Genomic DNA, 25,401 nt, shown 5'->3' with positions numbered 1-25,401 from the left:
GCCTTTTTCGACCTCGTCTTGCAAAACTATGAACCCGCTGCCGAGTGGTACAAATCAATTTTGCACCGGGATACGAGGGCCTTTGTGACCGCGGTTACATGTGGGCTGAGACAATCCGCTCTAGGGTGAGAGGGTAAGGCACGCTATATTCTAATAGAGGATACCGGGAAGGAGAGATTCGCACCGATGTCGAACCGGACGAACGGCAAGAATAGCGGCCGGCTAGAGCCCAGCGACGAACAATCCCTCGGTGATCAATTGCGGATGATGCATCGGGCCTTCATGGCCTCGCCGCTACGCAACAAGATCATCTGGCTCAGCATAAGCATCGTCGTTGTCATCGTTGTGACAGCCTTTGGCCAGATCATCCTCAATCGATGGTACAAACCGTTCTACGACACGCTCGAGCGACGCGACCTGCCGGCCTTTCTTCATCAGCTTGTCGTCTTCGCCCAGATCGCCGGCGTGCTTCTGGTCCTCAACGTTCTGCAAACCTGGCTCGGACAGGTCATCAAGCTGCGCTTGCGCGAGGGCTTGACGGAAGATCTCATCAACGAATGGATGCGCCCCTCGCGCGCGTTTCGTCTGGCGAATGCCGGCGCGATCGGTATCAACCCGGACCAACGCATCCATGAGGATGCACGCCACCTGACCGATCTGTCAGCCGGGCTTTCGATCGGCCTTTTCCAATCGGGTATTTTGCTGGTGAGCTTCATCGGCGTGTTGTGGTCTCTGTCCGACGGCTTCGTCTTCCATGTCGCCGGCTACGCCTTCGCCATTCCCGGCTATATGGTCTGGGCCGCCATTCTCTACGCAGGCACGGCCTCCTGGCTAAGCTGGCTGGTCGGCCGTCCGCTGGTGGCGCTTAACGGTGAACACTATGCCCGCGAGGCGGCGCTGCGCTTCTCGCTGATGCGCGTCAACGAGCATATTGAGGCGCTGTCTCTGTCTTCAGGTGAAGCCAATGAAAAGAAGCGCTTGCAGCGTGATCTCGCCTCGGTGCTCGAGATCAGCTATGGCCTGCTTCGCGCGGTGACACGCCTGACCTGGGTGACGGGCGGCTATGGCTGGATCACGGTCGTTGCCCCGATCGTCATTGCAGCGCCGGTATATTTTGCCGGTGACCTCAGTTTTGGCGGGCTGATGATGGCGGTCGGTGCCTTCAACCAGGTGCATGCGTCGTTGCGCTGGTTCGTCGACAACATCGGCGCGATCGCCGACTGGCGAGCCACGCTGCTGCGCGTTGCAGCCTTCCGTTCGGCATTGCTCATGACCGACGAACGGCACGAAGGCGACAAGCGTATCGCCTTCCAGACGTCGGAAACGCCGCAGATGAGCTTCGACAATATCGAAATCGTCTCACCGACCGGCTGCATTACGCTCCGGGAGCAGAGCGTGACGATTGATCCCGGCGAACGGGTACTTGTCACCGGTGCGCCCGAAGTGGAGAAAGCGCCGTTCTTCCGGGCAATCGCCGGCCTTTGGCCCTGGGGGCACGGTCGCATCGCATTGCCGGTCGATGATGGCCTCGCCTTCGTTCCGAAGTCGCCTTACTTCCCGCCAGGGACCCTTGGCGAAGTTCTCGCCTACCCCGGTCCATCCGATAGCTACAGCAAGGGTGAACTTGCAGCGGTACTCTCCAAGGTCGGGCTTGGTCGCCTCAGTGGCCGGCTTGACCAGGACGCGCGAAAGCAGATGAATCTCAGCGAAGCGGAACAGCGCCTTCTGGCAATTGCACGGCTCAGCTTGCACAAGCCGCGGTGGCTGATCATCGACGAGGCGCTCGACACGCTTGAGGACGACGCCTACCAGCGCGTTCTGAAGTTCATGGATGAAGAGCTCAAGGGTGTCGCGATCGTCAATATCGGACGCACGGAACGCGGCAATGACTTCTTCACCCGCGTGCTCCACCTCGACAAGAACCCGACAGGCGGTACGCTGCGGCGGCTGCAGCCAAGGAGCCTTCAGCCCGCCGATCCGCAATTGGTGGATTGAAGCAAGCAAGCCATTCGGAAGCGCCTGTACTGCATTGTGGAAAATAGAGAACCGCGCATTCGATGAATGCGCGGTTTTTGCCTTACCTAACGTTAAGTTTCCTTAGCGTGTCCGCAGTTTCATATGACGGTTCACGTCCTTGTAGAGCAGGTAGCGGAACTTGCCGGGGCCGCCGGCGTAGCAGGCCTGCGGGCAGAAGGCGCGAAGCCACATGTAGTCGCCGGCCTCCACTTCGACCCAATCCTGATTGAGCCGATAGACCGCCTTGCCTTCGAGCACGTAGAGCCCGTGTTCCATGACGTGGGTTTCGGCGAAGGGAATGATCGCGCCGGGCTCGAAGGTGACGATGGTCATGTGCATGTCGTGGCGCAGGTCCGCCGGATCGACGAAGCGAGTCGTTGCCCACTTGCCTTCGGTGCCAGGCATCGGCGACGGGGTGATTTCGGCTTCATTGGCGAAGAAGGCTTCCGGCACGGGCAAGCCATCGACGTACTCATAGGCCTTGCGCACCCAGTGGAAGCGAACCGGCGCTTCGCTTCCGTTGCGTACAGTCCAGTTGCTGGCCGGCGGAATGAAGGCGAAGCCGCCCGGCTGCATCTTGTGCGCCTTGCCGTCGAGCGTAACGGTGAGTTCACCCTCGACGACGAAGATCGCTCCTTCGGCGCCCTCGTCCAGTTCGGGCTTGTCGCTGCCGCCGCCCGGAGCGATTTCCATGATATATTGTGAAAATGTTTCAGCAAAACCGGAGAGCGGTCGCGACAATATCCACAGCCGGGTCTTGTCCCAGAACGGCAGGTAGCTGGTGACGATATCCATCATCGTCCCCTTTGGAATCACGGCGTAGGCTTCGGTGAAGACCGCGCGATCCGAAAGGAGTTGGGTTTGCGGCGGGTTGCCGCCATGCGGCGCATAATAACTACGGTTGGTCATATCTTCCTTCAGTCTGCTGGCAGGCACCGCCTCCTCTTAAAAAGCGGCGCAATTGGTTCGTGTCGAGCGTCAAAGCAAGGCGGTGCGAAGATCGCGGGGCTGATCCTTCTCTTCGTCCAGATCGAGTTCCGCTTCCACATGGTTCAGGTGTTCAGCCATTTCCTTGATCGCGCTTGCCACATCGTGCGCGGCGATGTGTTCGACCACCGCCAGATGTTCGTCCGGCCCGCAATTGTGAAGGTGGTTCGAACGGTACATTGCGGTGATCAAGGATGTGCGCGAGACGAGGTCGCGCAGGATGCCGAAGAGAAAGGCCGAGCCCGAAAGTTCCGCGAGCAACAGGTGAAAACCGCCCGAAAGCCGAACGATATCAGAGAGGTTGCCCGATCGCCCGGCAATACGCTCTTCTTCGATATGGCCGCGTAACCGGACGATGTCCTTGGGGTTCGCGCGTTCGCACAAGCGCTCGACAACGCGCTGCTCGATTGCCCTGCGGGCAACGAAGACATCGCGCGCCTCATCGACGGAGGGCTCGGAGACGAAGGCGCCGCGGTTCGGCATGATCGTTACCAGACCGTCGCGTTCCAGCGCGGTCAGTGCCTGGCGAATTCGCGCTCTACTGACGGAGAAAATTTCGGCAAGCTGCTCCTCTTTCAATCGCGTTCCCGGCCGCAGACGCCGTTCAGCAATCGCAAGCCAGATCTTCTCGCAAATGATCGCCGTCGGAGCACCGGCGGCTTCGTCCGCGTTGTACATGAAATCTCCCTTAGCCGTTCACTTACTCTCGCCTTGCGGCGCTCAAAGTCAATTCCACTCGGAGCAGTTTGATATTGACTACAAAATTGTAGACAATATTGTGTACCGCAACTTGATGTGTAATGGCAACTGCTTAAACACCACCGCGCGACCGGCCCAAAGCCTGAGCGCCGTGCCACTTGAGAGCCCCGATGGACCTTGATTTCACTGAACTGCCCGACCAGGAGCGGAGCGTGATGCGCGCCGCCGACATCACGGACGATGCCCCCTTCACAGCCGTCCTTCGGAAGTCGAGCTGATCCATGCGCCTCCTGCTCATCAACCCGAATTCCACCCGCTCCATGACCGAACAGGCGCATCGCAGTGCCGAGCGCGTCGCAGCCCCTCATACGTTACTGGAGTCCGTTAACCCAACGTCAAGCCCGGCCAGCATTGAAGGGCATGCCGACGAAGCCATGGCCGTACCGGCGATGCTCTTAGAAATCCGGAAAGGCGAGGCGCGCGGCGTCGACGCCTATGTCATCGCCTGCTTCGATGACCCGGGCCTTGGTGCTGCGCGTGAGATCGCCCGTGGTCCGGTCATCGGCATCTGTCAGGCGGCCGTGCAGGTGGCAATGACCATCGCGACCCGCTTTACGATCATCACTACCCTGCCCCGCTCCGTGCCGATCATTGAAGATCTCGCCGAGGCCTATGGTGCCGGCCACCGCTGCCGCAAGGTGCGTTCGGTGGACATGCCGGTGCTGGCGCTGGAAGAGGACCTCGCCCATACCGAGGAGATGCTGGTTGAGGAGATCCTCAAGGCACGGCAGGAAGATGGTGCCGAAGCGATCATCCTCGGTTGTGCCGGAATGTCCGAGCTCTGCGATCGCCTGAAGGCACGCACCGGCATGCCGGTCATCGACGGCGTGACCGCGGCGGTGAAGCTCGCCGAAGCGCTGGTCGGTGGCGGTTATGCCACGTCGAAAGTCGGCGCCTATGATTATCCTCGCGTCAAGGAAAGCCCAGCCTGCAGGCTGGTTGACGTCGCCGGCTAGATCTCAAGCCGAACGGCCACCGGGAGCAACCCGTCCGATGGGCCTCGATGAAGCGGGGCAACTGGTTCAGTTCAACAAGGCGTCAAGCTGCTCCTGCAGCGTTGCAACCTTCTGCTCGAGCGCTTCCAGTCGTTCCTCGAGGGCGGAGAGCGCCGAGCCGCTCGGCGCCGAAGACATCGCCACTCTCTCGGCAGTCGGCTGCTCGACTTCGCCGCACAGCAGATGTGCGAAGCGGTCTTCACGCTGGCCGGCGCCCCGGTTCAGTTGAACGATCAGTGGCGGCCGGCGGCCCATCATCAGATCGAGATTGTCCTTCAGTTCCTCGATCGAGGAGAACCGCGCCATGCGCTCGCTGCGCGCCCAGAGCTCGTAAGCCGTTTGCGGACCGCGAAGAAGCAGAAGGCCCAGCATGACGATCTGCGGCGATGTCAGCGAGAAACGGTTGGCTGCCAGGTGCTCGTAGCGCTCGACCCGTGACGCAAACGCCTGGCGGACCAAACCCTTCTGCGCCAATGACGAGAGCGCGCGGTGAACGTCCACCTGCTCGACCGCCATCACGGGATCACGGGCCGTCTTCTGATTGGCAGCCGCATGTGCCGAATTGAGCGTCAGCGGGTAGACGTCGGGCGTCGTTTCCTTCTTCTCGATCAAGCAGCCGAGAATGCGGGCTTCAACGGCATTGAGGACGGGGAAATCGGTGTCGGAGGTCGTGTTCATAAGCCAACTCTTCAAATCAACGCATTCGATCCCAACCGAGCGCCCACAAACGGAGTGCAGCTCGGCATTCGGCTCCCTACCCTAACGTGAGTGTCGAAGCCCGGAAATGGTCATCGGTCTATTTCGTTGAATTCCGGTTAGCACCGTAGCATTCACCTGACGACAGGGATGCGAAACGCGTTCGTCCGCCAAACGGCACGCTTGAACAGCGGCCGAAAAAGAGGCTCCGCGACTGGTACGACACGGAGCCCAAGGCTTCAGGGAACTAAGTTAAATGTATCAGGCGGCGTGAATCGCCTTCACCGTTTCTTCGATACGGTGGCAGGCGGCACGTGAACCATCGGCGAAATTGCGCATTTCGGGCCGCTCGCTCTTGCAGCGCTGGTCGGCAAAGGGGCAGCGTGGATGGAAGGTGCAGCCAGATGGTGGGTTCAGCGGGCTTGGCACTTCGCTTGCGGCAACGCTGCGCCCGCGCTTCGGATGGGTAATGTCGGGGATCGTCTCCAGCAGCAGTTGCGTATAGGGATGCCGCGGGTTGGCAAAGAGCGTTTCGGTGTCCGCCTCTTCGACGATACGGCCGAGATACATCACCGCGATACGGTCCGACATATGACGCACCACGCTCATGTCGTGGCTGATGAACAGATAGGTCAGCCCCATCTCGTCCTGCAGTTTGCGCATGAGGTTGAGGATCTGCGCCTGGACCGAAACGTCGAGTGCCGAGGTCGGTTCGTCGCAGACGAGGAACTCCGGCTCGCCGGCAAGCGCCCGCGCGATCGATATGCGCTGGCGTTGGCCACCGGAGAATTCGTGCGGGAACTTGGCGCCGTCCGAAGGTGCTAAGCCGACGATGGTCAGCAGGTCGGCGACACGCTCCATGATTTCGGCTTCCGAATTGCGGAGCTTCAATTCGCGCAGCGGCTCGGCGATGATGTTGCGCACCCGCCAGCGCGGATTGAGGCTCGCATAGGGATCCTGAAAGATCATCTGAGCCGAAAGCGGCTCACCGTTCTTGCCCGGCGCAAACCGCACCTCGCCTTCGCTCGGTCGATAGAGACCGGTGACCAGCCGCGCGACCGTCGACTTGCCGCAACCGGATTCGCCGACGAGGCTCAGACAGCCGCCCATCGGCACACTGAAGCTGATGTCGTCCACCGCCCGCAGGAACTGCTGCGGCTTGCGTTCGATCACACGGTTGAGCCAGGGCGCTGAAACATCGAAGTTGCAGGTCAGGTCGTTGACCGTCAGGGCATCACTCATAGAACTCCTCCTGCATTGAGCCAGCAAGCGGCGACGCCAGTGCCAACCGGGGCCGGGTCGGGACGATCCTTGCGGCAACGCGGCCCCGCCTCCGGGCAACGCGGGTTGAAGGCGCAGCCGACTGGGATCGCATTCAGTCGCGGCATCGAGCCGTCGATCTGGTTCAGCCGTTCGACACGACGCCCGAGTGCCGGGATCGAGCCCATCAGGCCGCGGGTATAGGGGTGGCGCGCATTCTTGATGACATCGCCGACCGGACCGATCTCGACCAGCCGTCCGGCATACATGACCGCGACACGGTCGGCCGTCTCTGCGATGACGCCCATATCGTGGGTGACCAGCATGACCGCGGTACCGTGATCGTCGCAAAGGCGGCGAAGCAGCGAGGTGATCTGCGCCTGGATGGAGACGTCGAGCGCGGTCGTCGGTTCGTCTGCAATGATCAGCTTCGGCTCGGCGGCGAGCGCAAGCGCAATGACGACGCGCTGGCGCATGCCGCCCGAAAACTGATGCGGGTAGTGATCGTAGCGCGCCTCAGGGGCGGGAATGCCGACCTCCTTCAACAACTGGATCGCGCGCGCCTTGGCATCGGCCCTGGAGAGCTTCAGGTGAAGTCGGATGGTTTCGACAAGCTGCGCCCCGATGGTGAAGAGCGGGTTGAGCGAGGTCAGCGGATCCTGGAAGATCGCGCCGATCTGCCGACCACGCACATGCTGCATCGCCTTGTCGTCGAGCTGGTCGATGCGGCGCTCGCCGAGCCAGACCTCGCCGCCGGAGATGCGGCCCGGCGGTTCCAGGAGCCCTTGAACCGCAAGGCCGGTCATCGACTTGCCGGCGCCGGACTCGCCAACGACGCCGAGGATCTCGCCCGGGCGGATGCTGAGTGAGACGTCGGAAAGGGCCTGAACTGTTCCATGGCGCCCGGGGAATTCGACGCAAAGGCCACGCACGTCAAGCACGGCCGATGATGCATGTTCCGTCATCGCTGTACCTCCAGAGGGTAGCTCGGCGGGAAGATCTCGCTGACCGGCGGGTGACCGAAGCTTCTTTCGGGGTATTTGGCGATCAGGCCATCGAACTGCACCTGCGCCTTTGCGCGCGCCGCGTTCATGTCGAAACCTGCGACCTCACCGTCGCGCATCGACAGATGGCCATCGACGAAGACCGCCTTGGTGACGCGTCCAGAACCACCGACCACCAGAGTGGTGATCGGATCGATCGCCGGCGCCATGTGGTGGTCCATGAGATCGAAGACGGCGATGTCGGCACGGGCGCCCGCTTCCAGGCGGCCGAGGTCCGACCGGCCGAGGGCCTTGGCGCCGCCAAGGGTCGCGGCATCGAAGAGATCGGCGCAACTCACAGCACTGGCGTCGCTTTCGACGACGCGGCAGGTGATCAGGCCGACCAGCAGGTTCATCAGCATGTCCGGCGGCGTCGTGTCGGTGCCCATCGCTATGTTGACGCCGCGGGCCTTGACGGAGCGGAACGAGTTCAACGTACTGCCGCCACGGGCTGAGACCAGCGGGCAGTGGACGATGCTGACGCCGTTCTGCGCATAGAGGCGCAGATCATTGTCGGTTGCCTGGGTCGCGTGCGGCGCGATCAGCCGATCGCTGAGGAACCCGAAGCTCGCCAACCATTCCGGCGCCGTCTTGTTATGAAGGCGGCGAACGGTATCGACCTCCATCGTGCCCTGTGCGGCATGCAGGCGGATCGGGCAATCAAGCTCGCGGGCCGCATCTGCCGTGCGGACGAGCAGCTTCTCGGTGCAGGTTTCCACACGGTCCGGTGCCAGGAGACCCTTGACCAGGCCACCGTGGCGCCCTTCGTGCTCACGAATGAAGCCGATGGCATCGTCGAGACCCTTCAGGCCCCTTGCCTCGTCGAAGATTGCTTCGAGCTGGCCAGGTGCCGTGACCATCATGCCGCCGGCGCGATAGGCCGGGCTCAGATAGACGCGCAGCCCGAGATCGCCAGCCGCATCCGATGCGGCCGCGAATTCCGCGACCGTTTCGCCCCACTCGCGATAGAAGAGCGAAGCGATCGGCGCGGCCGTGGTGATGCCGTTCAGGAGGAGCTGGGCGAAGGCAAAGCGCTTCTGGAACGCCAGTTCCTCCTGCGTGTACATCTCGTACGGCCCGCGCTCGATATAGGAGCGCGGCCAGACACGACCCTTGGCCCAGCCGGGCTGATGGTCGATCGACAGCACGGTAGTGTCGAGATCCGAGAGCGCATCGAGGTCGATGAGGCCGGGGCTGATCATTGCCGCGCCGAGATCGATCCGCCGGGCTACCTCGCCTTCGAAGCGCGGCCCGACATAAAGCAGCGCGCCGCCCTCGATCACGACCTCACCGTTCGGGATCAGCCGGTGCGAACCGTCGCGGTGGCCGAGCACCCACTGGGCCGTTAAGAGCGTGCGCCCCTCGGCCCGTTGGCCGAGCTTCAATTCCTTGATGCTGTTCATGGGATGGCTACCTCCGCAACTCCATTTCGGGCGACCACACGTCCGCGCTTCACGACCAGCGGCCGCGGCGCAACATCGACGACGGCATGGGCCAGCGTCTCGCCGGTCAGCAGGGTGAAATCGGCGTCACAGCCGATCTCAAGGCCGTAGTTGGCGATGTCCATCACATCGGCGCCGCCCTTGGAGCAGACATAGAGCGCGTGTTCGAGATCGACATCGCGGCGCAGGCCATTCTTCATGCCGAGGATGCGGACACGATCCATCATGTCGGGCTGCCCCCAGGGGCCCCAGGTGTCGCGGATACCGTCGCAGCCGGCGGCAACCTTGACGCCGGCTTCCTTCAACCGAAGGATCGACGGCACGGTCGAGGACGGCGAACCGGTCGTGATGATGCGAATGTCAAGTTCGGCGATCTGCTCGATCAGGCCGCCGACACGGAGGTAGTCCGGCGCTCCGAGCGCGAAAGCATGGCTGATCGCTACCTTGCCCTGCATGCCGAGCGCGCGGATGCGCTCGAACATCATTTCCATACTGAAGGCGCCCAGTTCCCCTTGCTCGTGCAGATGAATGTCGATCGGCTTTCCATGTTTGCCGGCAAGGCCAAAGATCGCGTCGAGGTGCCCCTTCGGGTCGCGGTCGATGCCGCATGGATCAATGCCGCCAAGGACTTCCGCGCCGTTGCTCAGAGCCTGGTCGAGCAGTTCGATCGTTCCCGGGCGGGTGACGAGACCCGACTGCGGGAAGGCGACGATCTCGATATCGATCACATCTTTGAGCACCCTGCGGGTCTCGAGGATGCCTTCCATCAGCCTGAGGCCGTGGGTCGTGTCGATGTCGACGTGGCTGCGGATGTGGCTCGAACCGTTGGCGGCGAGCATGACGGCCTGACGCATGGACTGGCGGTGCGGGTCGATACCGATTTCAAGCCGCTGCTCGCGTTCGAAGTCGATGCGTTCGCGCAGCGTCGCAGACTTGGCGTTCACATGCCAGGGCATGCCCCAGACGGACTTGTCGAGATGGGTGTGGGCCTCGACAAGACCGGAGATCACGATATGGCCGTTGCCGTCTTCCGTTGCCACGCCATCGGCTACGAGACCCTTGCCGAAGGCTGCAATCTTGCCGTTGCGCACGAGAACGTCGGTCGCTTTGCCGGCGTTGGGCCTGACGTTACGGATCAGGAGATTGGACATCATTCACCTCAATTTCGGATTGAGCGCATCGCGCAGCCAGTCACCGAGCAGGTTGACGGAGACCACGAGAAGGCAAAGCTGGACGACGGGGAAGAGCACGACCCACCAGATGCCCGAGAACAGGAACTGGTTGCCGAGGCGGATCAGCGTTCCAAGGCTCGGCTGGCTCGGCGGCATGCCGATGCCGAGGAAGGAGAGCGTCGCCTCCGTCAGGATTGCCATGCCGAAGTTCAGCGTGGCGGCGACCATGATCGGCGTCAGCGTGTTCGGCAGGATGTGCTTCAGCATGATGCGTCGCGCCGGCGTCTTCAAAAGACGCGCCGCCTGCACATATTCCTTGCCACGTTCGACGATCGTTTGGGCACGCACGGTGCGGGCATATTGCACCCAGGCGCTGAGTGTGATCGCCAGTACCAGAACCGCAGCCGAGCCGACATCCCGAAGTTCGGGCGGCAACATCTGGCGGGCGACCGCGCTGACGAGGATGGCGATCAGGATGGTCGGGATCGACAGAAGCACATCACCGATACGCATCAGCAAGTTGTCGATGAACCGGCCGAAATAGCCGGCGACGAGGCCGAGGCTGAGGCCCACGGCGAGCGACAGCACGACCGAAGCGACGCCGATCAGGATCGAGATACGCGAGCCATAAAGAATGGCCGAGAGCATGTCGCGCCCTTGGGTGTCGGTGCCAAGCACATAGGGCCATTGGCCATCGGCTTCCCAGATTGGCGGCAGCTCTGAATTCCAGAGCTCGAGCTGGGCCGGATCGAAGGGATTTTGCGGCGCGATCAGCGGTGCGGCAAAGGCGGTCACGATCAGAAAGGTGAGGATGACCGCCCCAATGATTGCCGAAGGCTTGTGGGTGAAGGACCACCACAGGTCGCTCTGGCGCCAGCGGGTTAGCCTGGAGGGCTGGCGCGGTGGTGTGGATTGCTGGACGTGATCTGTCATGGCAGCGACCTCAGCGGGTGGCGTCGCGCAGCCGCGGGTCGATGACCGCATAGGCGATGTCGACGAGCGTGTTGAGCGTGACGAAGATGAAGGAGACGATGCAGAGATACCCCGCCATGACAGGCATATCGAGGAAGGTCACCGCCTGGATGAAAAGCATGCCCATGCCTGGCCACTGGAAGACGGTTTCGGTGATCAGCGCAAAGGCGATCAGCGAGCCGAAGTTCATCGCCGTCATGGTGACGACAGGCATCAGACAGTTTCTGAGCGCGTGCCGGAAGTAGATCCGCCAGCGCGGCACGCCGCGGGCGCGTGCGAACTTGACGAAGTCGGAGCGCAGCACCTCCATCATCTCGGCGCGCACAAGGCGCATCACCAGGGTGATCTGGTAAAGGGCGAGCGCAAGCGACGGCAGAAGCAGCGACGCGCGACCGGAAGCGGTCAACAGGCCGGTGCTCCACCAGCCGAGCTGGACGACATCGCCGCGACCGAAGGCCGGCACGAGGCCCAAGGTGACGGCAAAGACCAGGATCAAAAGGATACCGACGACGAAGCTCGGCAAGGAGACGCCGATAATGCTGACGAACTGCAGGCCCTCCGAGTACCATCGCCCTCGGTTGATCGCGGTGATGACGCCAAGCGGTATACCGATCAGGAGCGACAGCACGGTTGCGACCAGCGCCAGCTCCATAGTCGCCGGGAAACGCTCGGCAATGAGCTTCATCACGTCCTGGCCGTTGCGGTAGCTGATACCGAAATCGCCCTGTGCGGCGTTGACGACGAAGCGGCTGAACTGGGTCAGGAAGGAATCGTTCAGCCCAAGCTTTTCGCGCAGCTCGATGCGGTCGGCCTGCGACATCTGTTCGTTGGCCATCAGCTCGACCGGATCGCCGGCGAAGCGGAAGATCAAGAAAGCGAGCAGCGCTACGGCGAGCATGACCAGCACGGCGTTGGCCAGCCGCTTGATGAGAAAGACAATCATTGGGTTTCTCGCAGAATGAGGAGCCCCGGCAGAGCACGCTCCGCCGGGGCAAGGAAACTCAATCGCCGATACGCGTCAGCCAGTGGCGCGGCTTGTTGTCGGCACGGATGGTCACATCCGTCGCGTTCTTGGACATCGCCCAGGCCATCGGCTGCTGGTGAAGCGGGATCATGATGACCTCGTCCTTGGCGAACTTCAGCGCTTCGGTTTCGATCGCCAGACGCTTGTCGTGATCCATCTCGACCGCAGCCTTCTTCACCATGGCGTCGAGTTCCGGGTAGGACCAGCCGCCGTAGTTGGCGACACCGGCCGCACCTTCGCGGGTCGAAAGAACCTGAATCAGGATCGAATAGGCATCGAGCGTCGGCTCGTTGGCCCAGCCGATCATGTAGGCATCGGACTTGCCGCCGGCGCGCTTGGGCGCCTGCACAGCACGTGGGCCGATATCGAGGGTCGGCTTGAGACCGACGCGCGACAGCATCGAGACCAGCGCACTGCAGACATCTTCTTCGTTGACGCTTTCGTCGTTCATGCAGACGAGCGTGAACTCCTTGCCGACGGCGCCGGCCTCTTCGAGCAGCTTCTTGGAGAGTTCCGGATCGTAGGCGGTCGGCACGTCGAGCTCGGCGCTGTAGCCGGGGATCTCAGGCGCGACCATGGTGCCTGCGACATGTGACTTGCCGCGCATCACCCGCTTGAAGATGAGCTGACGGTCGATCGCATGGTCGATCGCCTGACGCACCTTGATGTTGTTGAAGAAGTTCTCGCGGCCATCGGCGAAGGTTTCATGGCGGTTGAAGACCATATGCACGGTGCGCAGGTCGGTGCGCTCGATGACCTTGATCTCTGGCGCGCTCTTCAGGCGCTCCAGATCCTGTACCGGGGCGCCATCGGTGAGGTCGATTTCGCCCGAAAGCAGGGCTGCAACGCGGGTTGCTGCCGAGGTGATCGGCATGAATTCGATGCGGTCGAGATTGTGCTTCGGCGTATCCCACCAGCCGTCGTTCTTGACGAGAACGGTCTTGCTGTCGGGAACACGGGACTCAACCTTGAACGGGCCAGTACCGTTGGTGTTGTAGGTGGCGTAGCCTTCGACCTTGGCGCCAACGTCCGTCGGCAGCTCCGACTTATTGTCGATCAGCCAATCCTTGTCGAACATGAAGATGTTGGTCATGTCGTTGAGGAACAACGGGTTCGGCGAGTTGACTTCGATGTCGACCGTATAGTCGTCCACCTTGGTGGTCGAGACGTAGGCCGGGATGTTGCCACGCAGCGGTGACGTCGGGTGGCTGACGCGGGCCATGGAGGCGACGACGTCGTCAGCGTTGAAATCGGCGCCGTTCTGGAACTTCACGCCCTTGCGCAGATGGAAGCGCCAGACCTTGTCGGAAACCATCTCCCAGCTGGTGGCGAGCGCCGGCTCGACCTTGAACTCCGGGGTATAGCGGGTCAGGCCTTCATAGACGTGGTTGAGAAAGGCGAGGTTCGAGGTGCTGCCGTAGGAATAGGGGTCGAGCGAGAAGATATCCCGCGGGCTTCCCCAGCGCAGCGTTTCCGCGGATGCGGAGGATGCAAGGAAGGTAAATGCCAACCCCGCGAGGAGATGCTTTCTCAGTTTCATGTCGTTCCCTCTGTTTTCTCGTCAGTCGCCCTGTCCGGGCGCCCTCGCCCACTCGTGAGCAAGCCACGCTAGATTTGAAGCAGTGGACGACAATGTCAACTATTTTGTCGACAATTTTGTATGCATAAATGTTTAAAATGGCATACGGTGTGAAAAGTACGGGGATGCGCGCCCCGAAAAAACAGTGTGAAGCCACCGGTCGAGCAGCAACCGTGAGGCGAATCGGGCCTGTCGGAGCGCCTAAAACGGTTCGCCCGCCGGGATCTTTCGACACCGACGGGCGACCGCGATTTGTCCGATTATCAGTGCTTTGGTGCGTCAGCTCTTTTGGAATACCCAGTTGAGCTCAGCGGCTTCACAAAATAGGGCGGCGATGCTGCGCACAACGCGAGCCAGCTTGCGACCGGACGATGGCGAAGGTTCATTTGCCACGCTGCTGCCGGGATCGCTACACGGTGCCCGCGATCTCGAGCGAGCCCGGCCGAAGACGCAGTGACATGGCCGTTGGTGTCAGTCAGCGTGTGGCCGCGCCACCAAATCCGGTGAGGAACGCCGTCAGATTGTCGGACAGCGCATCGCAGAGATAGCCGCCCTCCTGCACGATCGCCGTCGGAAGCCCGAGACCCGCGATCGCTTCGCCAATGCGCGAAAAACCTGGCGTCGAGACCGACAGGCCGCCGAAGGGATCGCCTTCGAAGGCATCGAGACCGAGCGCCACGACCAGCGCGTCGGGAGCATAAGCACGGATGCGGCGGAAGGCGACGTCGAGCGCCGCCAGGAATTCGGCGTCGCCGGATTTGCGCTCGAGCGGCAGGTTGAGATTGTAGCCGAGGCCCGGGCCCTCGCCGCGTTCATCCGCATGCCCCCAGAAGAACGGGTAAAAGCGCACGGGGTCAGCGTGGATCGAGATCGTGAGCACGTCGGCACGGTGATAGAAGATGCCTTGGGTGCCGTTGCCATGGTGCAGGTCGATGTCGAGGATCACGACGCGGGCAGCGTTTGAGAGGAAACGTTGCGCGGCCACGGCCGAGTTGTTGACGAAGCAGAAGCCGCCGGCGACATCGGCAAAGGCGTGGTGGCCCGGCGGCCGGCAGAGCGCATAGGCCGCCCGGTCGCCGGCCATTACGGCGTCAGCAGCGTCGACTGCGCTCCAGGCGCTCCAGAGGACGCTCTCCCAGGTGTCCGAGGATATCGGGCACGCGGTATCGGCCATGTGGTATCCCGCCTGCCCGACGGCAGAGGCTGGGTAGCGGCCACCTCGCGCTAGCGGATGAATGTTCGGGATCACCTCCTCCGAAGCCTCGGGAATGCGTTGCCACCGCGCGTAGATATGTTCGAGGAAATCGAGATATTCGGGCGTATGCACCGCGGCGATCGAACCGAGCCCGTGTTCACGGGGGCGCAGGATCTCGCAGCCCGCAGCGCGCGCCCCAGTCAGAAGGCGCTCGACCCGTTCCGGCTGCTCCGGGTTGGGCTGCGGTGCGCCGCTCGAAAGGAAAGCCTTCGGATTGTGTCGCTTCTGTTCCAGTGCATAGAAGGCTTTCATGTTCTCTCCAGGTCCTTCGTCTTCAAATCTTCCGCCCGCCGGCGAGAGCCATGAAGGCCTCGTCATAGGCGGCATGGGAGCGATCCTTCATCTGCCAGGTAATGCCGAGCCGTTCGTAAAGGCGCTGCGCCGGCAGATTGTCCACGTCGACCTCCAGCCGAAGGTAGTCGCCGCCCCTTGCCCTCGACCATGCGGCGACTTCGCGCATGAGGGCTTCGCCGATACCGAGGCCACGGAAACGACCTTCAACGAAGAGGTCCTGTACGAAGACGCCTGGGCGCCCGCGCCAGGTCGAAAAAATCGGGAAGAACAGGCAAAGACCGGCAAGATCTGCACCCGCCTCGGCGATCAGGCTGTGGAAGGCGGCGTTCGGACCGAAGCCGAAGCGGCGGTAGTCATCGACCGTGCAGGTGACCTTGTCCGCCATTTCGAGCCCACGCCCCATAGCCAGGATCGCGCTATGTATCGTGTCGGCATCCCCTGGTTCGCCTGCGCGAATTCGGACATCTGCCGTTGAGTGCTGCATCGTCGTCACTGTTTTCCCTTTCACTGCCAGCAGGCAAAGGCTCAAGTCGAACCATGCCCCTTGTCGCCGGCCTCAGAATGCCACCTGATCTGCGCCCTTGAGGCCAAGAAGCGCGCGCACCTCCTTAGGGGTTGCAACCTCCAGTGACAAGGCGTCGAGAACTGTGCGGATCCGGTGGACCTGCTCGGCATTGCTTACTGCCAGCGTCCCGCGGCCGTTGTAGAGACTGTCTTCCAACCCGACGCGAACGTTTCCACCCATGGCCGCGGCCATGGTGATCATCGGCATTTGATGGCGGCCGGCGGCCAGCACCGAGAACGAGTAGTCGTCGCCGAAAAGCTTGTCGGCGATGCGCTTCATGTGGGTGAGGTTCTCCGGGTCCGCGCCAATACCGCCGAGAATGCCGAAGACGAACTGGATGAAGAGGTGACCCGACACCAGGCCGCGATCGCGGAAGTGCGCCAGCGAATAGAGATGGCCGACGTCGTAGCATTCGAACTCGAAGCAGGTGCCGCAGCCCTGGCCAAGCCGCGTCAGGATGAACTCCATATCGGCGAAGGTGTTCTTGAAGATCGAACTGCGCGTTGCTTCAAGAAGCTGCGGCTCCCATTCGTGCTTCCATTCTTGCGGTTTGTCGAGCGCCGGAAACAGCGCGAAGTTCATCGAGCCCATGTTCAGCGAACACATCTCGGGTTCGGCACGCAGGGAAGCGGCAAGCCGGTCCTCCAGCGCCATCAGCGACGAACCGCCGGTGGAGATGTTGATCACGGCATCGGTCGATTGCTTGATGCGTGGCAGGAACTGCATGAACAGCGCCGGATCAGCGGACGGACGGCCGTCCTCCGGGTTTCGCGCATGCAAATGCAGGATGGACGCACCCGCCTCGGCTGCCGCGATTGCTTCAGACGCGATCTGGTCAGGGGTGATCGGCAGATAGGGCGACATGGTCGGCGTGTGCACCGATCCCGTCACCGCGCAGGTGATGATCACTTTGCGCGATGTTTTGGCTTTGGTCATGGTCACGCCCTCAGCGGTTGACGGGGAGGTTCAGTTCTTCGGCAAGCACCTCGAGCGCGTCGCCGAGGATGGCGACGATCTCGCCGATCTGCTCGCGGGTGATGATCATCGGCGGGCAGACGAGGAAGTGGTCGCCCTCGACGCCACCGCGCGTGCGCCGGGAATAGATGATCAGGCCACGCTCATAGGCGAGGTCGACCATGCGCTGATGGGCATTCAATTCCTTCGGCAAGGGCTTCATGGTCTCGCGATCGGAGACGAACTCGGCTGCCAGCAGCAGCCCCTTGCCGCGCACGTCGCCAATGAAGGGGAAGCGATTGGAAAGCGCTACGAGTTCGGCCTTCAGCACCTCGCCCATGGCCGCTGCATTGTCGATCAGGCCAAGACGATCGATCTCGTCAAGCACTGCCAGACCAGCAGCGCAGGCAAGCGGATTACCAGCATAGGTGAAACCATGCTGGAAGCCGCCGGCATCGAGCACCGGCTGGACGATCCGCGACGGTGCGGCCATGGCGCCAAGCGGGCAATAGCCTGAGGCAAAGCCTTTGGAGAGCGCGATCAGATCCGGCCGGCAGTTCCAGTGATCGCCCCCAAGAAACTTTCCGGTGCGTCCGGCACCACTCATCACCTCGTCATGGATGAGCAGGATGCCGTACTTGTCGCAGATCTCGCGAATGCGCGGATAGTAGCTGTCGGGTGCCACGAGCGCCCCGGTGGATGCCCCGCCGATCGGCTCCATGATGAAGGCGAGTACGCTTTCCGGGCCTTCCGCCTGAATTCGCTCCTCCAGCATATCGGCATATTTGATACCGCGCTGTTCCATCGTCAGGTTGTCCCGGTCGAGATAGGCCGTCGGCGCCGGCACCTTCGGCATTTCGCGCATCATCGGCGAGAATGGCTCGGAGAGCGCGGCATAGCCGGTGACAGCCAAAGCGCCGAGCGTCCCGCCGTGATAGGAAGGAAAGCGCGAGATCACCTTCCAGCGATCCTTCTGGCCGGTGGCGACAGCCCATTGCCGCGCGAGCTTCAGGCAGGATTCGACCGCCTCCGAGCCGCCGGAAACGAAGAAGATCCTGTCCATGCCGTCAGGCAGCTTTTCAGCGGCCCGGCGCGCCAGGTCTTCCGCCGGCTCGTTTTCGAAATGCAGCCGGTAGGCGAAGGTCACGCGATCCATCTGGCGCTTCATCGCATCGAGCACGTTGCGGTTCCCGTGACCGATATTGACCACCATGGCGCCGCTTGAGCCGTCGATCACACGGCGTCCGTCCTGGTCAAATAGATAGATGCCTTCGGCCCGGTCGACCAGCGGCCGGCGCAGGCGCGACTGGTAGAAGAGATACGAGGCTGGGCGTTCGTTGGAATTTGTCGTCTTCAGCATGGAAAATCTCTCTCAGCGATTGAGATAATGATTGAGAACATTGGCGGTGACGCGCTCGACCATCGCGTCGCCGCGCTTCAGGGCCGCAACCCATTCGCAACTGCCAGCGTGGAACACCTCGCCCTTGCCGCGCGGGAAATTGACGACCATGCCACAGCCGCGTTTGACGCGCTCGACGGTCTTGGCGGCGCTGTCACCGATCAGGGTCTCGGCGACGAATTTTGCGTCGGCGTCCGAAAGAAACTGGTCGTCGGCGGGAATGTCGGCGCTTTCTTCCTTCAGCGACGACATGCCGAGCGCGAGGATTTCGAGGCCCTCCGGCGCGCCGCTGTCTTCCGTCGGCTCGGGCAATCCACCCCGGATGATGTAGTCGAGCCCATCGACCTCATAGCCGAAGGCATGTCCCTCGGAACCGAGGATGTCGCCGTAGTAGATGCCTGTTCCGGCAAAGGCCCAATGTTCGGGTCGGTAGACCGGGAAGCCGCGGGCGCCGCGCGGGGCGCAACCGCCCCAGCCGACATAGAGCCCCCGCGTGGCATTAAGCCCGAACGTTGCCGCCCCGGGGCGACCGATCTCGGCTGCTTCCCAAGAACCACTGGTGCGCGTGGGGTCCGCCGAACGATAGGCCGGGTCCTCGGCTCTTGAGCGGTACTTGTAGCAAACTTGGCGCTTGCCCCCGTCTTCGAGGCGGGTCTGCCACATGAAGTTGCCGGCAAAGCGCGCCGCCCGGCCGCCACGCTCGACATAGCTGTCGACCGCATCGCGCATTTCCCAGGTCCAGTACTCGTCGTGACCGACGAAGACGACGCAATCGTAGCCGTCGAGGATTTCCGGATTGAACTGCAACTCGTGCTGGCTCATGAGATCGACCGCATAGCCTTGCCGTTCCGCCCAACGGAAGAAGTGGCTGTCGTAGCTCGCCCAGCCGGACGACGCGTACTTCTTGGAATAGCCATTGGCATAGGCCCATTCCATATGCGGATAGCGCGGCGCGACAGCCATCGGCGCATAGATTTCCAAAGGCACGCGCGGGGCATCCGCAGGCAACACGACGAAGCCGCGGCAAAACGGACGTTCGATACTGACCGTCGTCGCATACTGGTCCCGGTTGGGGCCGGTGATCCCCTGGTAGTGGTTGGAGCCGCCCCAGGTATTGTAGGAGGTCCAGGAGCCGGTGGCGGCGACCTGCAGCACGCGGCCCGGCTTTCGGTCGGCAAGTGGCCGCACGATGAAGAGATGGTGGCAATGGATCGGCTTGCCGTCCCTGCCCTCGGCTCGCAATGTGATGCGATAGGCTCCGGAGGGCCAGTCGTCGCCAACCTTGAATTCGAAGCTCGTTTCCCAACCGCAGCCGATGACAGAGCACTGGTCCGGCGTTTCCTGCCAGCGCGCGGCAAGCCCATCGCGCTTGAAGACCGTCGCCTCCGTTGCTCCATCACGCACGATTTCAAGCGAGAAGCGAGGCGCTGTTGAACTCACCTGCAGCCGCACGGTGGCGCCGGGCGGATAGGCATAGGCGTCGGTGTAGCACCAGATCTCACCGCGCTCACCATCCATGCCGGGATATTCGTAGTAGTGACCGAGCACCGCCTCACGGCGCTGTTCCGGCGTCAGGCCGAAATCGGGGTACTGATTGCTTCTTTCCATCGAGGCACCCATCACGCTGCCAGGTACTTCTTGAGGAAGGCGCGGGTGCGCTCCTGCGTCGGCTGGCGGAAGATTTCGCTGGGCGCCCCCTGCTCGACAACCACGCCGCCATCCATGAACAGCACGCGATCGGCGACCTCGCCCGCAAAGCGCATTTCGTGGGTGACGATCAGCATGGTCATGTGCTCGGCCGCGAGCTGCTTCATCACAGCGTTCACCTCATCGACCAGCTCCGGGTCGAGTGCCGAGGTTGCCTCATCGAAAAGCATCACTTTCGGCTGCATCGCCAGTGCGCGGGCGATCGCGACGCGCTGCTTCTGGCCGCCGGAGAGCCGTGACGGAAAGGCTTCGACCTTATCCGCCAGCCCCACTTTCGACAGAAGTTCGATCGCGAGTTCACGGGCCGCAGCCTTGTTCATGCCCTTAAGGATGATCGGTCCCATGGTGATATTCTCAAGCACAGTCAGATGCGGAAACAGATTGAAGTGCTGGAACACCATACCCATCTGCTGGCGCACCGCATTGATGTGCCGTTCAAACGCCTGTCCCTTCAGGTCCTGGTTGACCTTTATGCCGTCGAGCCAGACCTCGCCGCCGTTCAGCGTTTCCAAGTGGTTGATCGACCTGAGCAGCGTGCTCTTGCCCGACCCGCTCGGGCCGATGATCGCGACGATCTGCCCGCGGGCAACGGAGAGGTCGATGCCCTTCAGCACTTCCAGCGCGCCATAATTCTTGCGGGCGCCCTTGACTTCGACCATGGGTTTCAGAGCGGTCATCGGGAGACCTCCACGTTCTTTTCGACCTGGCGCAGACCCGCTTCGAGGACGAGATTGAGGATGTAATAGAGAGCGGCGACCGTGATGTAGAACTCGAACGGCCGGAAGGTCTCGCTGATCGCAAGCTGGGCGGCGTGCACCAGTTCGGCAATGCCGATGATCGAGACCAGCGACGATTCCTTCAGAAGCACGATCAGGTTGTTGCCCATGGCAGGTATGGTGTTGCGGATCGCCTGCGGCACGATGAAGTAGCGCAGGGTCTGCATCCGGCCGAAGCCGAGGCTGCGGGCACCCTCCGTCTGGCCGGCGTCGACGGCGACGATCCCGGCGCGAAGGATGTCGGCGTTGTAGACGGCAAAGTGCAGGCCGAGGCCGATGATGCCGGCGATCAGCGCCGGGATCTTGAAGCCAAGCTGACCCAGGCCGTAGTAGATCAGGAACAGCTGCAGAAGTAGCGGCGTGCCCATGAACAGCCACATGAAACCGCGCACCGGAAGGGCGACGGATTTCGGGGCATAGAGCACGACAAGGGCGAAGACGATGCCGAAGACGAAGCTGATCGCGGCTGCGGAGATCGTCAGGACGACCGTCCACCAGACGCCCATCCAGAGGATGTCGGCATAGGGCGGAACGACGCTGAAATCGAGACCTTGCATGTGGCGTTCCCCCTCAGGCTATGGCGTAACGTCGGTCAAGCAGATCGACGATCCGGGCGACGACATAGACGATGAGCATGTAGAGGACGGCGGCGACGCCGAAGATCTCGAACGGTTTGTAGGTCGAACCGATATAGCGCTGGGCGGTGTAGGTGAGTTCGACCACCGAGATCGTCGAGACCAGCGCCGATCCCTTGACGAGCGCCACGGCATTGACGCCGAGCGGCCGGATCATCAGGCGGGCTGCTTGCGGCAGTACCACCTTGCGCATGGTCTGGAGCCGGCTGAAGCCGATGGAGCGGGCGGCTTCAGTCTGGCCGCGGTCGACCGACAGGATGGCGCCTCGAATGGACTCGGCCATGTAGGCGCCGATGTTCAAACCGAGGCCGATGACGCCGGCCGCGAAGGGATCAAGATTGATGCCGATCTGCGGGCCACCGAAATAGAGCACGAAGAGCTGGATCAGGCAGGGTGTGCCGCGAAACAGGCTGACATAGGCAGTGCCGAGGGCGCGCAGCAGGAACGAGCGCGACATCTTCGCAGAGGCGATCAGGAAGGCCACGACGAGACCGAGCGCAAGGGCGAGTACCGAGATCTCGATCGTGATCCACGCCGCTTCCACGAAAAACGGGAAGACGCGCTGCACCAGCGAAACGTCCATTGAGAAACTCCGGAAGGCAATTCATGACTTCCGGCCGCGGCTCACGCGTCGGCCGGAGAGATGGAGAGTGTGGTGTCAGCGGATGTCGCTACCGACCCATTGCATGGCGATCTTCTCGTAGGAGCCGTCTGCCAGCATATCCTCGAGCGCCTTCTGCATGGCCGCCTTCAATTCCGGATTGTTCTTGCGGATTGCAATGCCGATCGCGACGCTGCCGCCTTCGATGTCGGGCGTTTCGAGACGGCGGACTTTTTCACCGGTTTCCTTGACGGCAACCATGACCGGGATGTTGTCGACGACGATCGCATCGACACGGCCGCTCTTCAGTTCCATCAGCAGCTCCGGCAGGCCCTTGTAGGTGCGGACATCCCAGCCGCCCTGTTCACGCGCCCATTTCTCGTGGGTCTCGCCAAGCGTGACGCCGAGTGTCTTTCCCTTGAGCTCGTCGAGCTTTTGAACGGTCGACTCTTCGCTGACGAAGACCGCACGGCCCGCGTGGTAGTAGGGACCGACGAAATCGACCACCTTCTCGCGCTCAGGCGTGATCGTCATCGAACCGACGATCGTGTCGTACTTGTTGGCAAGCAGGCCGGCGATGATGCCGTCCCAGGCGGTCGTCACCAAGGTACCCTTGACGCCGACGCGCTCGGCGATCGCCTGGCCGATCGAGGCGTCGAAACCAACGACCTGGTTTTCTTCGTTGACGAAATTGAACGGCGGGTACTGGCCCGACATGGCAATCTTCAGCTCGCCGGCGGACTTGACGTTCTCGAGGTCGTCAGCCCGGGCCGAAACGGCGGAAAAGGTCGCAGCAATGGTGAGCGTCGCGACCAGAAGGCCGGAGAATAGGGTCTTCATCAAATGTTCCTTGTTCCTCTGGACGGGGCGCCTTCTTGTGCGCTTGGGACTTGGCAAACGGCGCCTTCCGAATTTCATGATTGCTTCTGCGTTAGCATTGCGCAAATAGATAATGGAAATAGAGGGCATAGATTTCAGGAATGGCTTCACCGCGATTGGAACGGCTCGTCTGGGAGCTTGACTGGAACCTGCTGCGCACCTTCGTGGTGATCGCCGAGGTGAAAAGCATCACGCGCGCTGCCGAGCGGCTGAACCTCAAGCAGCCGAGCGTCAGCAATGCGCTCCGCCGGCTTGAGGACCGTGTCGGTCGTCGTCTGGTCGAACGCGACGCGACGCGATTCGATCTCACCGAGGTGGGACAACTGCTCTATGAGCAGAGCGTCGAAGTCTTCGGCACAATTTCGCAACTGCCTCAACTCGTGCGCGGTGTCAGTGACGACGTCACTGGCCACGTCACGATCGCGGTTGCAAGCCACGTGGTCTCGCCGCTCTTCGACCGCGCGCTGATGGAATTCCACCGCAGCTACCCGCGTGCGACGTTGACGATCAACGTCGGGCCGAGCGGTGAGGTCACGCGCCAGGTGCGGGAGAAGCGCGCCTCCTTCGGTCTTTGCCTTGTCAGCGTCCGGGATCCGGCGCTCGATTATCTGATGGTCTTCCGTGAGTTTTTCGGCTTCTTCTGCGGCCCGCACCACCGGCTGTTTGGTCGCGAAGGGTTGAAGCTTGCCGACCTCAAGGGCGAGACGTCGGTTTCCTTCCACACCGACCACATCGCCGATGCGCTGCGGCCTGTGGCGCTGCTTCGCAGCGAAGCCAAGCTCAATGCCAATGTCGTCGGCGTGTCGTCCAGTCTCGAGGAAGTACGGCGAATGACGCTTGCTGGTCTCGGCGTTGGCTCGCTGCCATTGCATGTCGCACGCCGAGATGTCGCCGACGGACTTCTCTGGCGCTTGCCGCCCTATGACAATCCGCCCGCCATCGACATCTTCATGCTGACGAACCCGGAGAAGGCGATCAACCGCGCCGAGAAGGCGCTGATCGCTGGCTTGCAGGCGCTAATTGCAGAAACGCCGGTAGAAGAGCGCGTCTACACCGACTGATCGCGAGGCCTTGCCACGTCATCCGGCAACAGCGCTTCGGCCCGCATCCGCGCCTCCGGCTCCAGTGCGATGGCAGCGCGCGCTTCGAGATCGAAGCGCACGGTCGTGGTCCTGTTGACGGCATGGACGACACCGTCGAGCGTGCCCGACATGACCTGCTCGAAGGTGACCGACGAACGGCCGAGCTTGATGACGCGCGAACGGATGGTGATCAGGGCGCCAGCCTTGGTTTCGTGTTTGTATTCGACCTCGGAGCGCACGTCCGCCCACCCCCTGCCCGATTCCGTCTCCACGCCGGCGATATGGCCGAGAAGCTGGAAGCTCGCATCGTCGAACATTGCAGCGTAGTGGCGCACGTTCATGTGTCCCATCGTGTCGCACATCCATGGATGAGCGACGCCGACATGGGTTGTCAAAGCGTGGATGGACATGGGCACCTCGATCGTTGCCTAGGATCGGTCGCAAGACATAGCCGACGCCTGGCGCATCTGTCCATGGCGATCCGGAGCAACGTCATAGCGGCGACCCGTGCACACTGGTTTGGCAAAAGGTGAGAAGAATCCGTGGGTAAGCACGCATGTTTCGGTCCATGGCTAGGCGCGGACGCGTTGCTCTCCTAGATTGACCACTTTGAGATGTGAGGAGGAATGCGCGTGAAAGTCTATCTCGCTGGCCCGGAAGTTTTTCTGTCCAATGCGGCCGAGATCCAGAAGGAGAAGGCGGCTCTGGCGCGGGCGGCCGGCTTCACGCCGCTGGTGCCGGGCGATCTCGAAATTCCGCCAGCCCCCACCAAGCACGACCGTGGCCTTGCGATCTACGCTGTCGATGAAAGCATGATGCTCGCCTCTGATATGATCATCGCCAATCTGACGCCGTTTCGCGGCATCAGTGCCGATGTCGGCACGGTGTTCGAACTCGGCTTCATGTGTGGCCGCGGCAAGCATGTCTATGCCTACACCAACACTTCGCGTAGCTACTACGAACGTATCCTGAACGATCATTACCAAGGCAACGCTGCACTGCGCCCAGACGGACGCATGGCCGGACCCGACGGCCTCAGCATCGAAGATTTCGACATGGCCGACAATCTCATGCTGGACGGCGGCATCCTTCGCCGCGAGGGAGGGCTGATCAAGCGCGAAGTGCCTGAAGCTGATCGCCTCACCGATCTCGAGGCCTTCAAGGAATGCCTGGCCGTGGCCGCAAGGCGGCACCTGGCGTAGAGTTACGGTTGGAGCGCTGACCGTCGAGACAGCGAGAGCTAGAGCATCCCGCTCTCGAGGAACCACTGCAGGCGGAAAGATGCTCTGGATACAAAGTACGAGAGCGT

General features: G+C 62.1%; 24 protein-coding genes. 4 read left to right on the top strand and 20 right to left on the bottom strand.

Annotated elements, in window-relative coordinates:
• Positions 1-186 precede the first annotated feature (186 nt).
• Positions 187-1,995 (top strand): ABC transporter ATP-binding protein/permease, encoded by a 1,809-nt coding sequence (locus PWG15_RS25120; protein ID WP_275026813.1) that lies wholly within the window; start codon positions 187-189, stop codon positions 1,993-1,995.
• Between the two features lie 102 nt (positions 1,996-2,097).
• Here the strand turns inward: PWG15_RS25120 and PWG15_RS25115 are convergent, their stop codons facing one another.
• Positions 2,098-2,925: a bifunctional allantoicase/(S)-ureidoglycine aminohydrolase gene (locus tag PWG15_RS25115; RefSeq protein WP_275026812.1), complete on the bottom strand. Its 828-nt coding sequence runs from the start codon at positions 2,923-2,925 to the stop codon at positions 2,098-2,100.
• Positions 2,926-2,994: 69 nt separating this feature from the next.
• Positions 2,995-3,681 carry a GntR family transcriptional regulator gene (locus PWG15_RS25110; protein WP_275026811.1) on the bottom strand — a complete coding sequence of 229 codons (687 nt, stop codon included), beginning with the start codon at positions 3,679-3,681 and terminating at the stop codon, positions 2,995-2,997.
• A gap of 302 nt (positions 3,682-3,983) precedes the next feature.
• On the opposite strand from PWG15_RS25110, the gene PWG15_RS25105 reads away from it, so the two are divergent.
• Positions 3,984-4,718 (top strand): aspartate/glutamate racemase family protein, encoded by a 735-nt coding sequence (locus PWG15_RS25105; RefSeq protein ID WP_275026810.1) that lies wholly within the window; start codon positions 3,984-3,986, stop codon positions 4,716-4,718.
• Positions 4,719-4,784: 66 nt separating this feature from the next.
• Here PWG15_RS25105 and PWG15_RS25100 read toward each other — a convergent pair whose 3' ends face one another.
• From PWG15_RS25100 to PWG15_RS25020, 17 genes are all read right to left on the bottom strand, one after another.
• Positions 4,785-5,435: a YceH family protein gene (locus tag PWG15_RS25100; RefSeq protein ID WP_275026809.1), complete on the bottom strand. Its 651-nt coding sequence runs from the start codon at positions 5,433-5,435 to the stop codon at positions 4,785-4,787.
• A gap of 279 nt (positions 5,436-5,714) precedes the next feature.
• Positions 5,715-6,695, bottom strand: coding sequence for an ABC transporter ATP-binding protein (locus PWG15_RS25095; protein ID WP_275026808.1), 981 nt, complete (start codon positions 6,693-6,695; stop codon positions 5,715-5,717).
• Complete coding sequence (locus PWG15_RS25090) at positions 6,692-7,678, bottom strand: ABC transporter ATP-binding protein (RefSeq protein ID WP_275026807.1); 987 nt, start codon at positions 7,676-7,678, stop codon at positions 6,692-6,694. Before PWG15_RS25090 ends, PWG15_RS25095 begins: the two co-directional genes overlap by 4 nt.
• Positions 7,675-9,159, bottom strand: a complete 1,485-nt coding sequence (locus PWG15_RS25085; RefSeq protein ID WP_275026806.1) for an amidohydrolase family protein — start codon at positions 9,157-9,159, stop codon at positions 7,675-7,677. The genes PWG15_RS25090 and PWG15_RS25085 overlap by 4 nt, the downstream gene beginning before the upstream one ends.
• Positions 9,156-10,349 carry an amidohydrolase family protein gene (locus tag PWG15_RS25080; protein WP_275026805.1) on the bottom strand — a complete coding sequence of 398 codons (1,194 nt, stop codon included), beginning with the start codon at positions 10,347-10,349 and terminating at the stop codon, positions 9,156-9,158. The genes PWG15_RS25085 and PWG15_RS25080 overlap by 4 nt, the downstream gene beginning before the upstream one ends.
• A 3-nt stretch (positions 10,350-10,352) precedes the next feature.
• Positions 10,353-11,303 (bottom strand): ABC transporter permease, encoded by a 951-nt coding sequence (locus PWG15_RS25075; protein ID WP_275026804.1) that lies wholly within the window; start codon positions 11,301-11,303, stop codon positions 10,353-10,355.
• A 10-nt stretch (positions 11,304-11,313) separates the two neighbouring features.
• Positions 11,314-12,285 carry an ABC transporter permease gene (locus tag PWG15_RS25070; protein ID WP_275026803.1) on the bottom strand — a complete coding sequence of 324 codons (972 nt, stop codon included), beginning with the start codon at positions 12,283-12,285 and terminating at the stop codon, positions 11,314-11,316.
• A gap of 58 nt (positions 12,286-12,343) precedes the next feature.
• Positions 12,344-13,906 (bottom strand): ABC transporter substrate-binding protein, encoded by a 1,563-nt coding sequence (locus tag PWG15_RS25065; RefSeq protein WP_275026802.1) that lies wholly within the window; start codon positions 13,904-13,906, stop codon positions 12,344-12,346.
• A 514-nt stretch (positions 13,907-14,420) separates the two neighbouring features.
• Positions 14,421-15,452: a histone deacetylase family protein gene (locus PWG15_RS25060; protein WP_275026801.1), complete on the bottom strand. Its 1,032-nt coding sequence runs from the start codon at positions 15,450-15,452 to the stop codon at positions 14,421-14,423.
• Between the two features lie 22 nt (positions 15,453-15,474).
• Complete coding sequence (locus PWG15_RS25055) at positions 15,475-15,879, bottom strand: GNAT family N-acetyltransferase (RefSeq protein ID WP_275026800.1); 405 nt, start codon at positions 15,877-15,879, stop codon at positions 15,475-15,477.
• Between the two features lie 171 nt (positions 15,880-16,050).
• Positions 16,051-16,995, bottom strand: a complete 945-nt coding sequence (locus PWG15_RS25050) for a 3,5-dioxohexanoate:acetyl-CoA acetone transferase (protein WP_275026798.1) — start codon at positions 16,993-16,995, stop codon at positions 16,051-16,053.
• 10 nt (positions 16,996-17,005) lie between these two features.
• On the bottom strand, positions 17,006-18,373 hold the full coding sequence (locus tag PWG15_RS25045; RefSeq protein WP_275026797.1) for an aminotransferase family protein: 1,368 nt from the start codon (positions 18,371-18,373) through the stop codon (positions 17,006-17,008).
• A gap of 12 nt (positions 18,374-18,385) precedes the next feature.
• Complete coding sequence (locus tag PWG15_RS25040) at positions 18,386-20,020, bottom strand: N,N-dimethylformamidase beta subunit family domain-containing protein (protein WP_275026796.1); 1,635 nt, start codon at positions 20,018-20,020, stop codon at positions 18,386-18,388.
• An 11-nt stretch (positions 20,021-20,031) separates the two neighbouring features.
• Positions 20,032-20,796, bottom strand: a complete 765-nt coding sequence (locus PWG15_RS25035) for an amino acid ABC transporter ATP-binding protein (RefSeq protein WP_275026795.1) — start codon at positions 20,794-20,796, stop codon at positions 20,032-20,034.
• Positions 20,793-21,452 (bottom strand): amino acid ABC transporter permease, encoded by a 660-nt coding sequence (locus PWG15_RS25030; protein WP_275026794.1) that lies wholly within the window; start codon positions 21,450-21,452, stop codon positions 20,793-20,795. The genes PWG15_RS25035 and PWG15_RS25030 overlap by 4 nt, the downstream gene beginning before the upstream one ends.
• A gap of 13 nt (positions 21,453-21,465) precedes the next feature.
• On the bottom strand, positions 21,466-22,113 hold the full coding sequence (locus PWG15_RS25025; protein WP_275026793.1) for an amino acid ABC transporter permease: 648 nt from the start codon (positions 22,111-22,113) through the stop codon (positions 21,466-21,468).
• A 75-nt stretch (positions 22,114-22,188) separates the two neighbouring features.
• Positions 22,189-22,971: an ABC transporter substrate-binding protein gene (locus PWG15_RS25020; RefSeq protein WP_275026792.1), complete on the bottom strand. Its 783-nt coding sequence runs from the start codon at positions 22,969-22,971 to the stop codon at positions 22,189-22,191.
• A 140-nt stretch (positions 22,972-23,111) separates the two neighbouring features.
• On the opposite strand from PWG15_RS25020, the gene PWG15_RS25015 reads away from it, so the two are divergent.
• Positions 23,112-24,071, top strand: coding sequence for a LysR family transcriptional regulator (locus tag PWG15_RS25015; RefSeq protein WP_275026790.1), 960 nt, complete (start codon positions 23,112-23,114; stop codon positions 24,069-24,071).
• On the opposite strand, the gene PWG15_RS25010 is transcribed toward PWG15_RS25015, so the two are convergent.
• Positions 24,059-24,502, bottom strand: coding sequence for an acyl-CoA thioesterase (locus tag PWG15_RS25010; RefSeq protein ID WP_275026788.1), 444 nt, complete (start codon positions 24,500-24,502; stop codon positions 24,059-24,061). The two genes, PWG15_RS25015 and PWG15_RS25010, sit on opposite strands and share 13 nt — an antisense overlap.
• 216 nt (positions 24,503-24,718) lie before the next feature.
• On the opposite strand from PWG15_RS25010, the gene PWG15_RS25005 reads away from it, so the two are divergent.
• The gene (locus PWG15_RS25005) at positions 24,719-25,294 is read left to right on the top strand and encodes a nucleoside 2-deoxyribosyltransferase (RefSeq protein WP_275026786.1); all 576 of its coding nucleotides are present in this window, start codon (positions 24,719-24,721) and stop codon (positions 25,292-25,294) included.
• Positions 25,295-25,401 lie beyond the last annotated feature (107 nt).

The sequence above is a fragment of the Ensifer adhaerens genome, from assembly GCF_028993555.1.
GTDB lineage: Bacteria > Pseudomonadota > Alphaproteobacteria > Rhizobiales > Rhizobiaceae > Ensifer > Ensifer adhaerens_I.
This window is presented reverse-complemented; position numbering and strand designations above follow the sequence as displayed.

What these genes read in the sequence shown, in the direction of transcription:
- PWG15_RS25085 (WP_275026806.1), bottom strand. Translation starts at nt 9,159, where the DNA reads ATGAACAGCATCAAGGAATTGAAGCTCGGCCAACGGGCCGAGGGGCGC.
- PWG15_RS25110 (WP_275026811.1), bottom strand. Translation starts at nt 3,681, where the DNA reads ATGTACAACGCGGACGAAGCCGCCGGTGCTCCGACGGCGATCATTTGC.
- PWG15_RS25115 (WP_275026812.1), bottom strand. Translation starts at nt 2,925, where the DNA reads ATGACCAACCGTAGTTATTATGCGCCGCATGGCGGCAACCCGCCGCAA.
- PWG15_RS25045 (WP_275026797.1), bottom strand. Translation starts at nt 18,373, where the DNA reads ATGCTGAAGACGACAAATTCCAACGAACGCCCAGCCTCGTATCTCTTC.
- PWG15_RS25055 (WP_275026800.1), bottom strand. Translation starts at nt 15,879, where the DNA reads ATGGCGGACAAGGTCACCTGCACGGTCGATGACTACCGCCGCTTCGGC.
- PWG15_RS25100 (WP_275026809.1), bottom strand. Translation starts at nt 5,435, where the DNA reads ATGAACACGACCTCCGACACCGATTTCCCCGTCCTCAATGCCGTTGAA.
- PWG15_RS25120 (WP_275026813.1), top strand. Translation starts at nt 187, where the DNA reads ATGTCGAACCGGACGAACGGCAAGAATAGCGGCCGGCTAGAGCCCAGC.
- PWG15_RS25070 (WP_275026803.1), bottom strand. Translation starts at nt 12,285, where the DNA reads ATGATTGTCTTTCTCATCAAGCGGCTGGCCAACGCCGTGCTGGTCATG.
- PWG15_RS25025 (WP_275026793.1), bottom strand. Translation starts at nt 22,113, where the DNA reads ATGGACGTTTCGCTGGTGCAGCGCGTCTTCCCGTTTTTCGTGGAAGCG.
- PWG15_RS25065 (WP_275026802.1), bottom strand. Translation starts at nt 13,906, where the DNA reads ATGAAACTGAGAAAGCATCTCCTCGCGGGGTTGGCATTTACCTTCCTT.
- PWG15_RS25040 (WP_275026796.1), bottom strand. Translation starts at nt 20,020, where the DNA reads ATGGAAAGAAGCAATCAGTACCCCGATTTCGGCCTGACGCCGGAACAG.
- PWG15_RS25075 (WP_275026804.1), bottom strand. Translation starts at nt 11,303, where the DNA reads ATGACAGATCACGTCCAGCAATCCACACCACCGCGCCAGCCCTCCAGG.
- PWG15_RS25035 (WP_275026795.1), bottom strand. Translation starts at nt 20,796, where the DNA reads ATGACCGCTCTGAAACCCATGGTCGAAGTCAAGGGCGCCCGCAAGAAT.
- PWG15_RS25030 (WP_275026794.1), bottom strand. Translation starts at nt 21,452, where the DNA reads ATGCAAGGTCTCGATTTCAGCGTCGTTCCGCCCTATGCCGACATCCTC.
- PWG15_RS25090 (WP_275026807.1), bottom strand. Translation starts at nt 7,678, where the DNA reads ATGACGGAACATGCATCATCGGCCGTGCTTGACGTGCGTGGCCTTTGC.
- PWG15_RS25020 (WP_275026792.1), bottom strand. Translation starts at nt 22,971, where the DNA reads ATGAAGACCCTATTCTCCGGCCTTCTGGTCGCGACGCTCACCATTGCT.
- PWG15_RS25060 (WP_275026801.1), bottom strand. Translation starts at nt 15,452, where the DNA reads ATGAAAGCCTTCTATGCACTGGAACAGAAGCGACACAATCCGAAGGCT.
- PWG15_RS25015 (WP_275026790.1), top strand. Translation starts at nt 23,112, where the DNA reads ATGGCTTCACCGCGATTGGAACGGCTCGTCTGGGAGCTTGACTGGAAC.
- PWG15_RS25050 (WP_275026798.1), bottom strand. Translation starts at nt 16,995, where the DNA reads ATGACCAAAGCCAAAACATCGCGCAAAGTGATCATCACCTGCGCGGTG.
- PWG15_RS25005 (WP_275026786.1), top strand. Translation starts at nt 24,719, where the DNA reads ATGCGCGTGAAAGTCTATCTCGCTGGCCCGGAAGTTTTTCTGTCCAAT.
- PWG15_RS25095 (WP_275026808.1), bottom strand. Translation starts at nt 6,695, where the DNA reads ATGAGTGATGCCCTGACGGTCAACGACCTGACCTGCAACTTCGATGTT.
- PWG15_RS25080 (WP_275026805.1), bottom strand. Translation starts at nt 10,349, where the DNA reads ATGTCCAATCTCCTGATCCGTAACGTCAGGCCCAACGCCGGCAAAGCG.
- PWG15_RS25010 (WP_275026788.1), bottom strand. Translation starts at nt 24,502, where the DNA reads ATGTCCATCCACGCTTTGACAACCCATGTCGGCGTCGCTCATCCATGG.
- PWG15_RS25105 (WP_275026810.1), top strand. Translation starts at nt 3,984, where the DNA reads ATGCGCCTCCTGCTCATCAACCCGAATTCCACCCGCTCCATGACCGAA.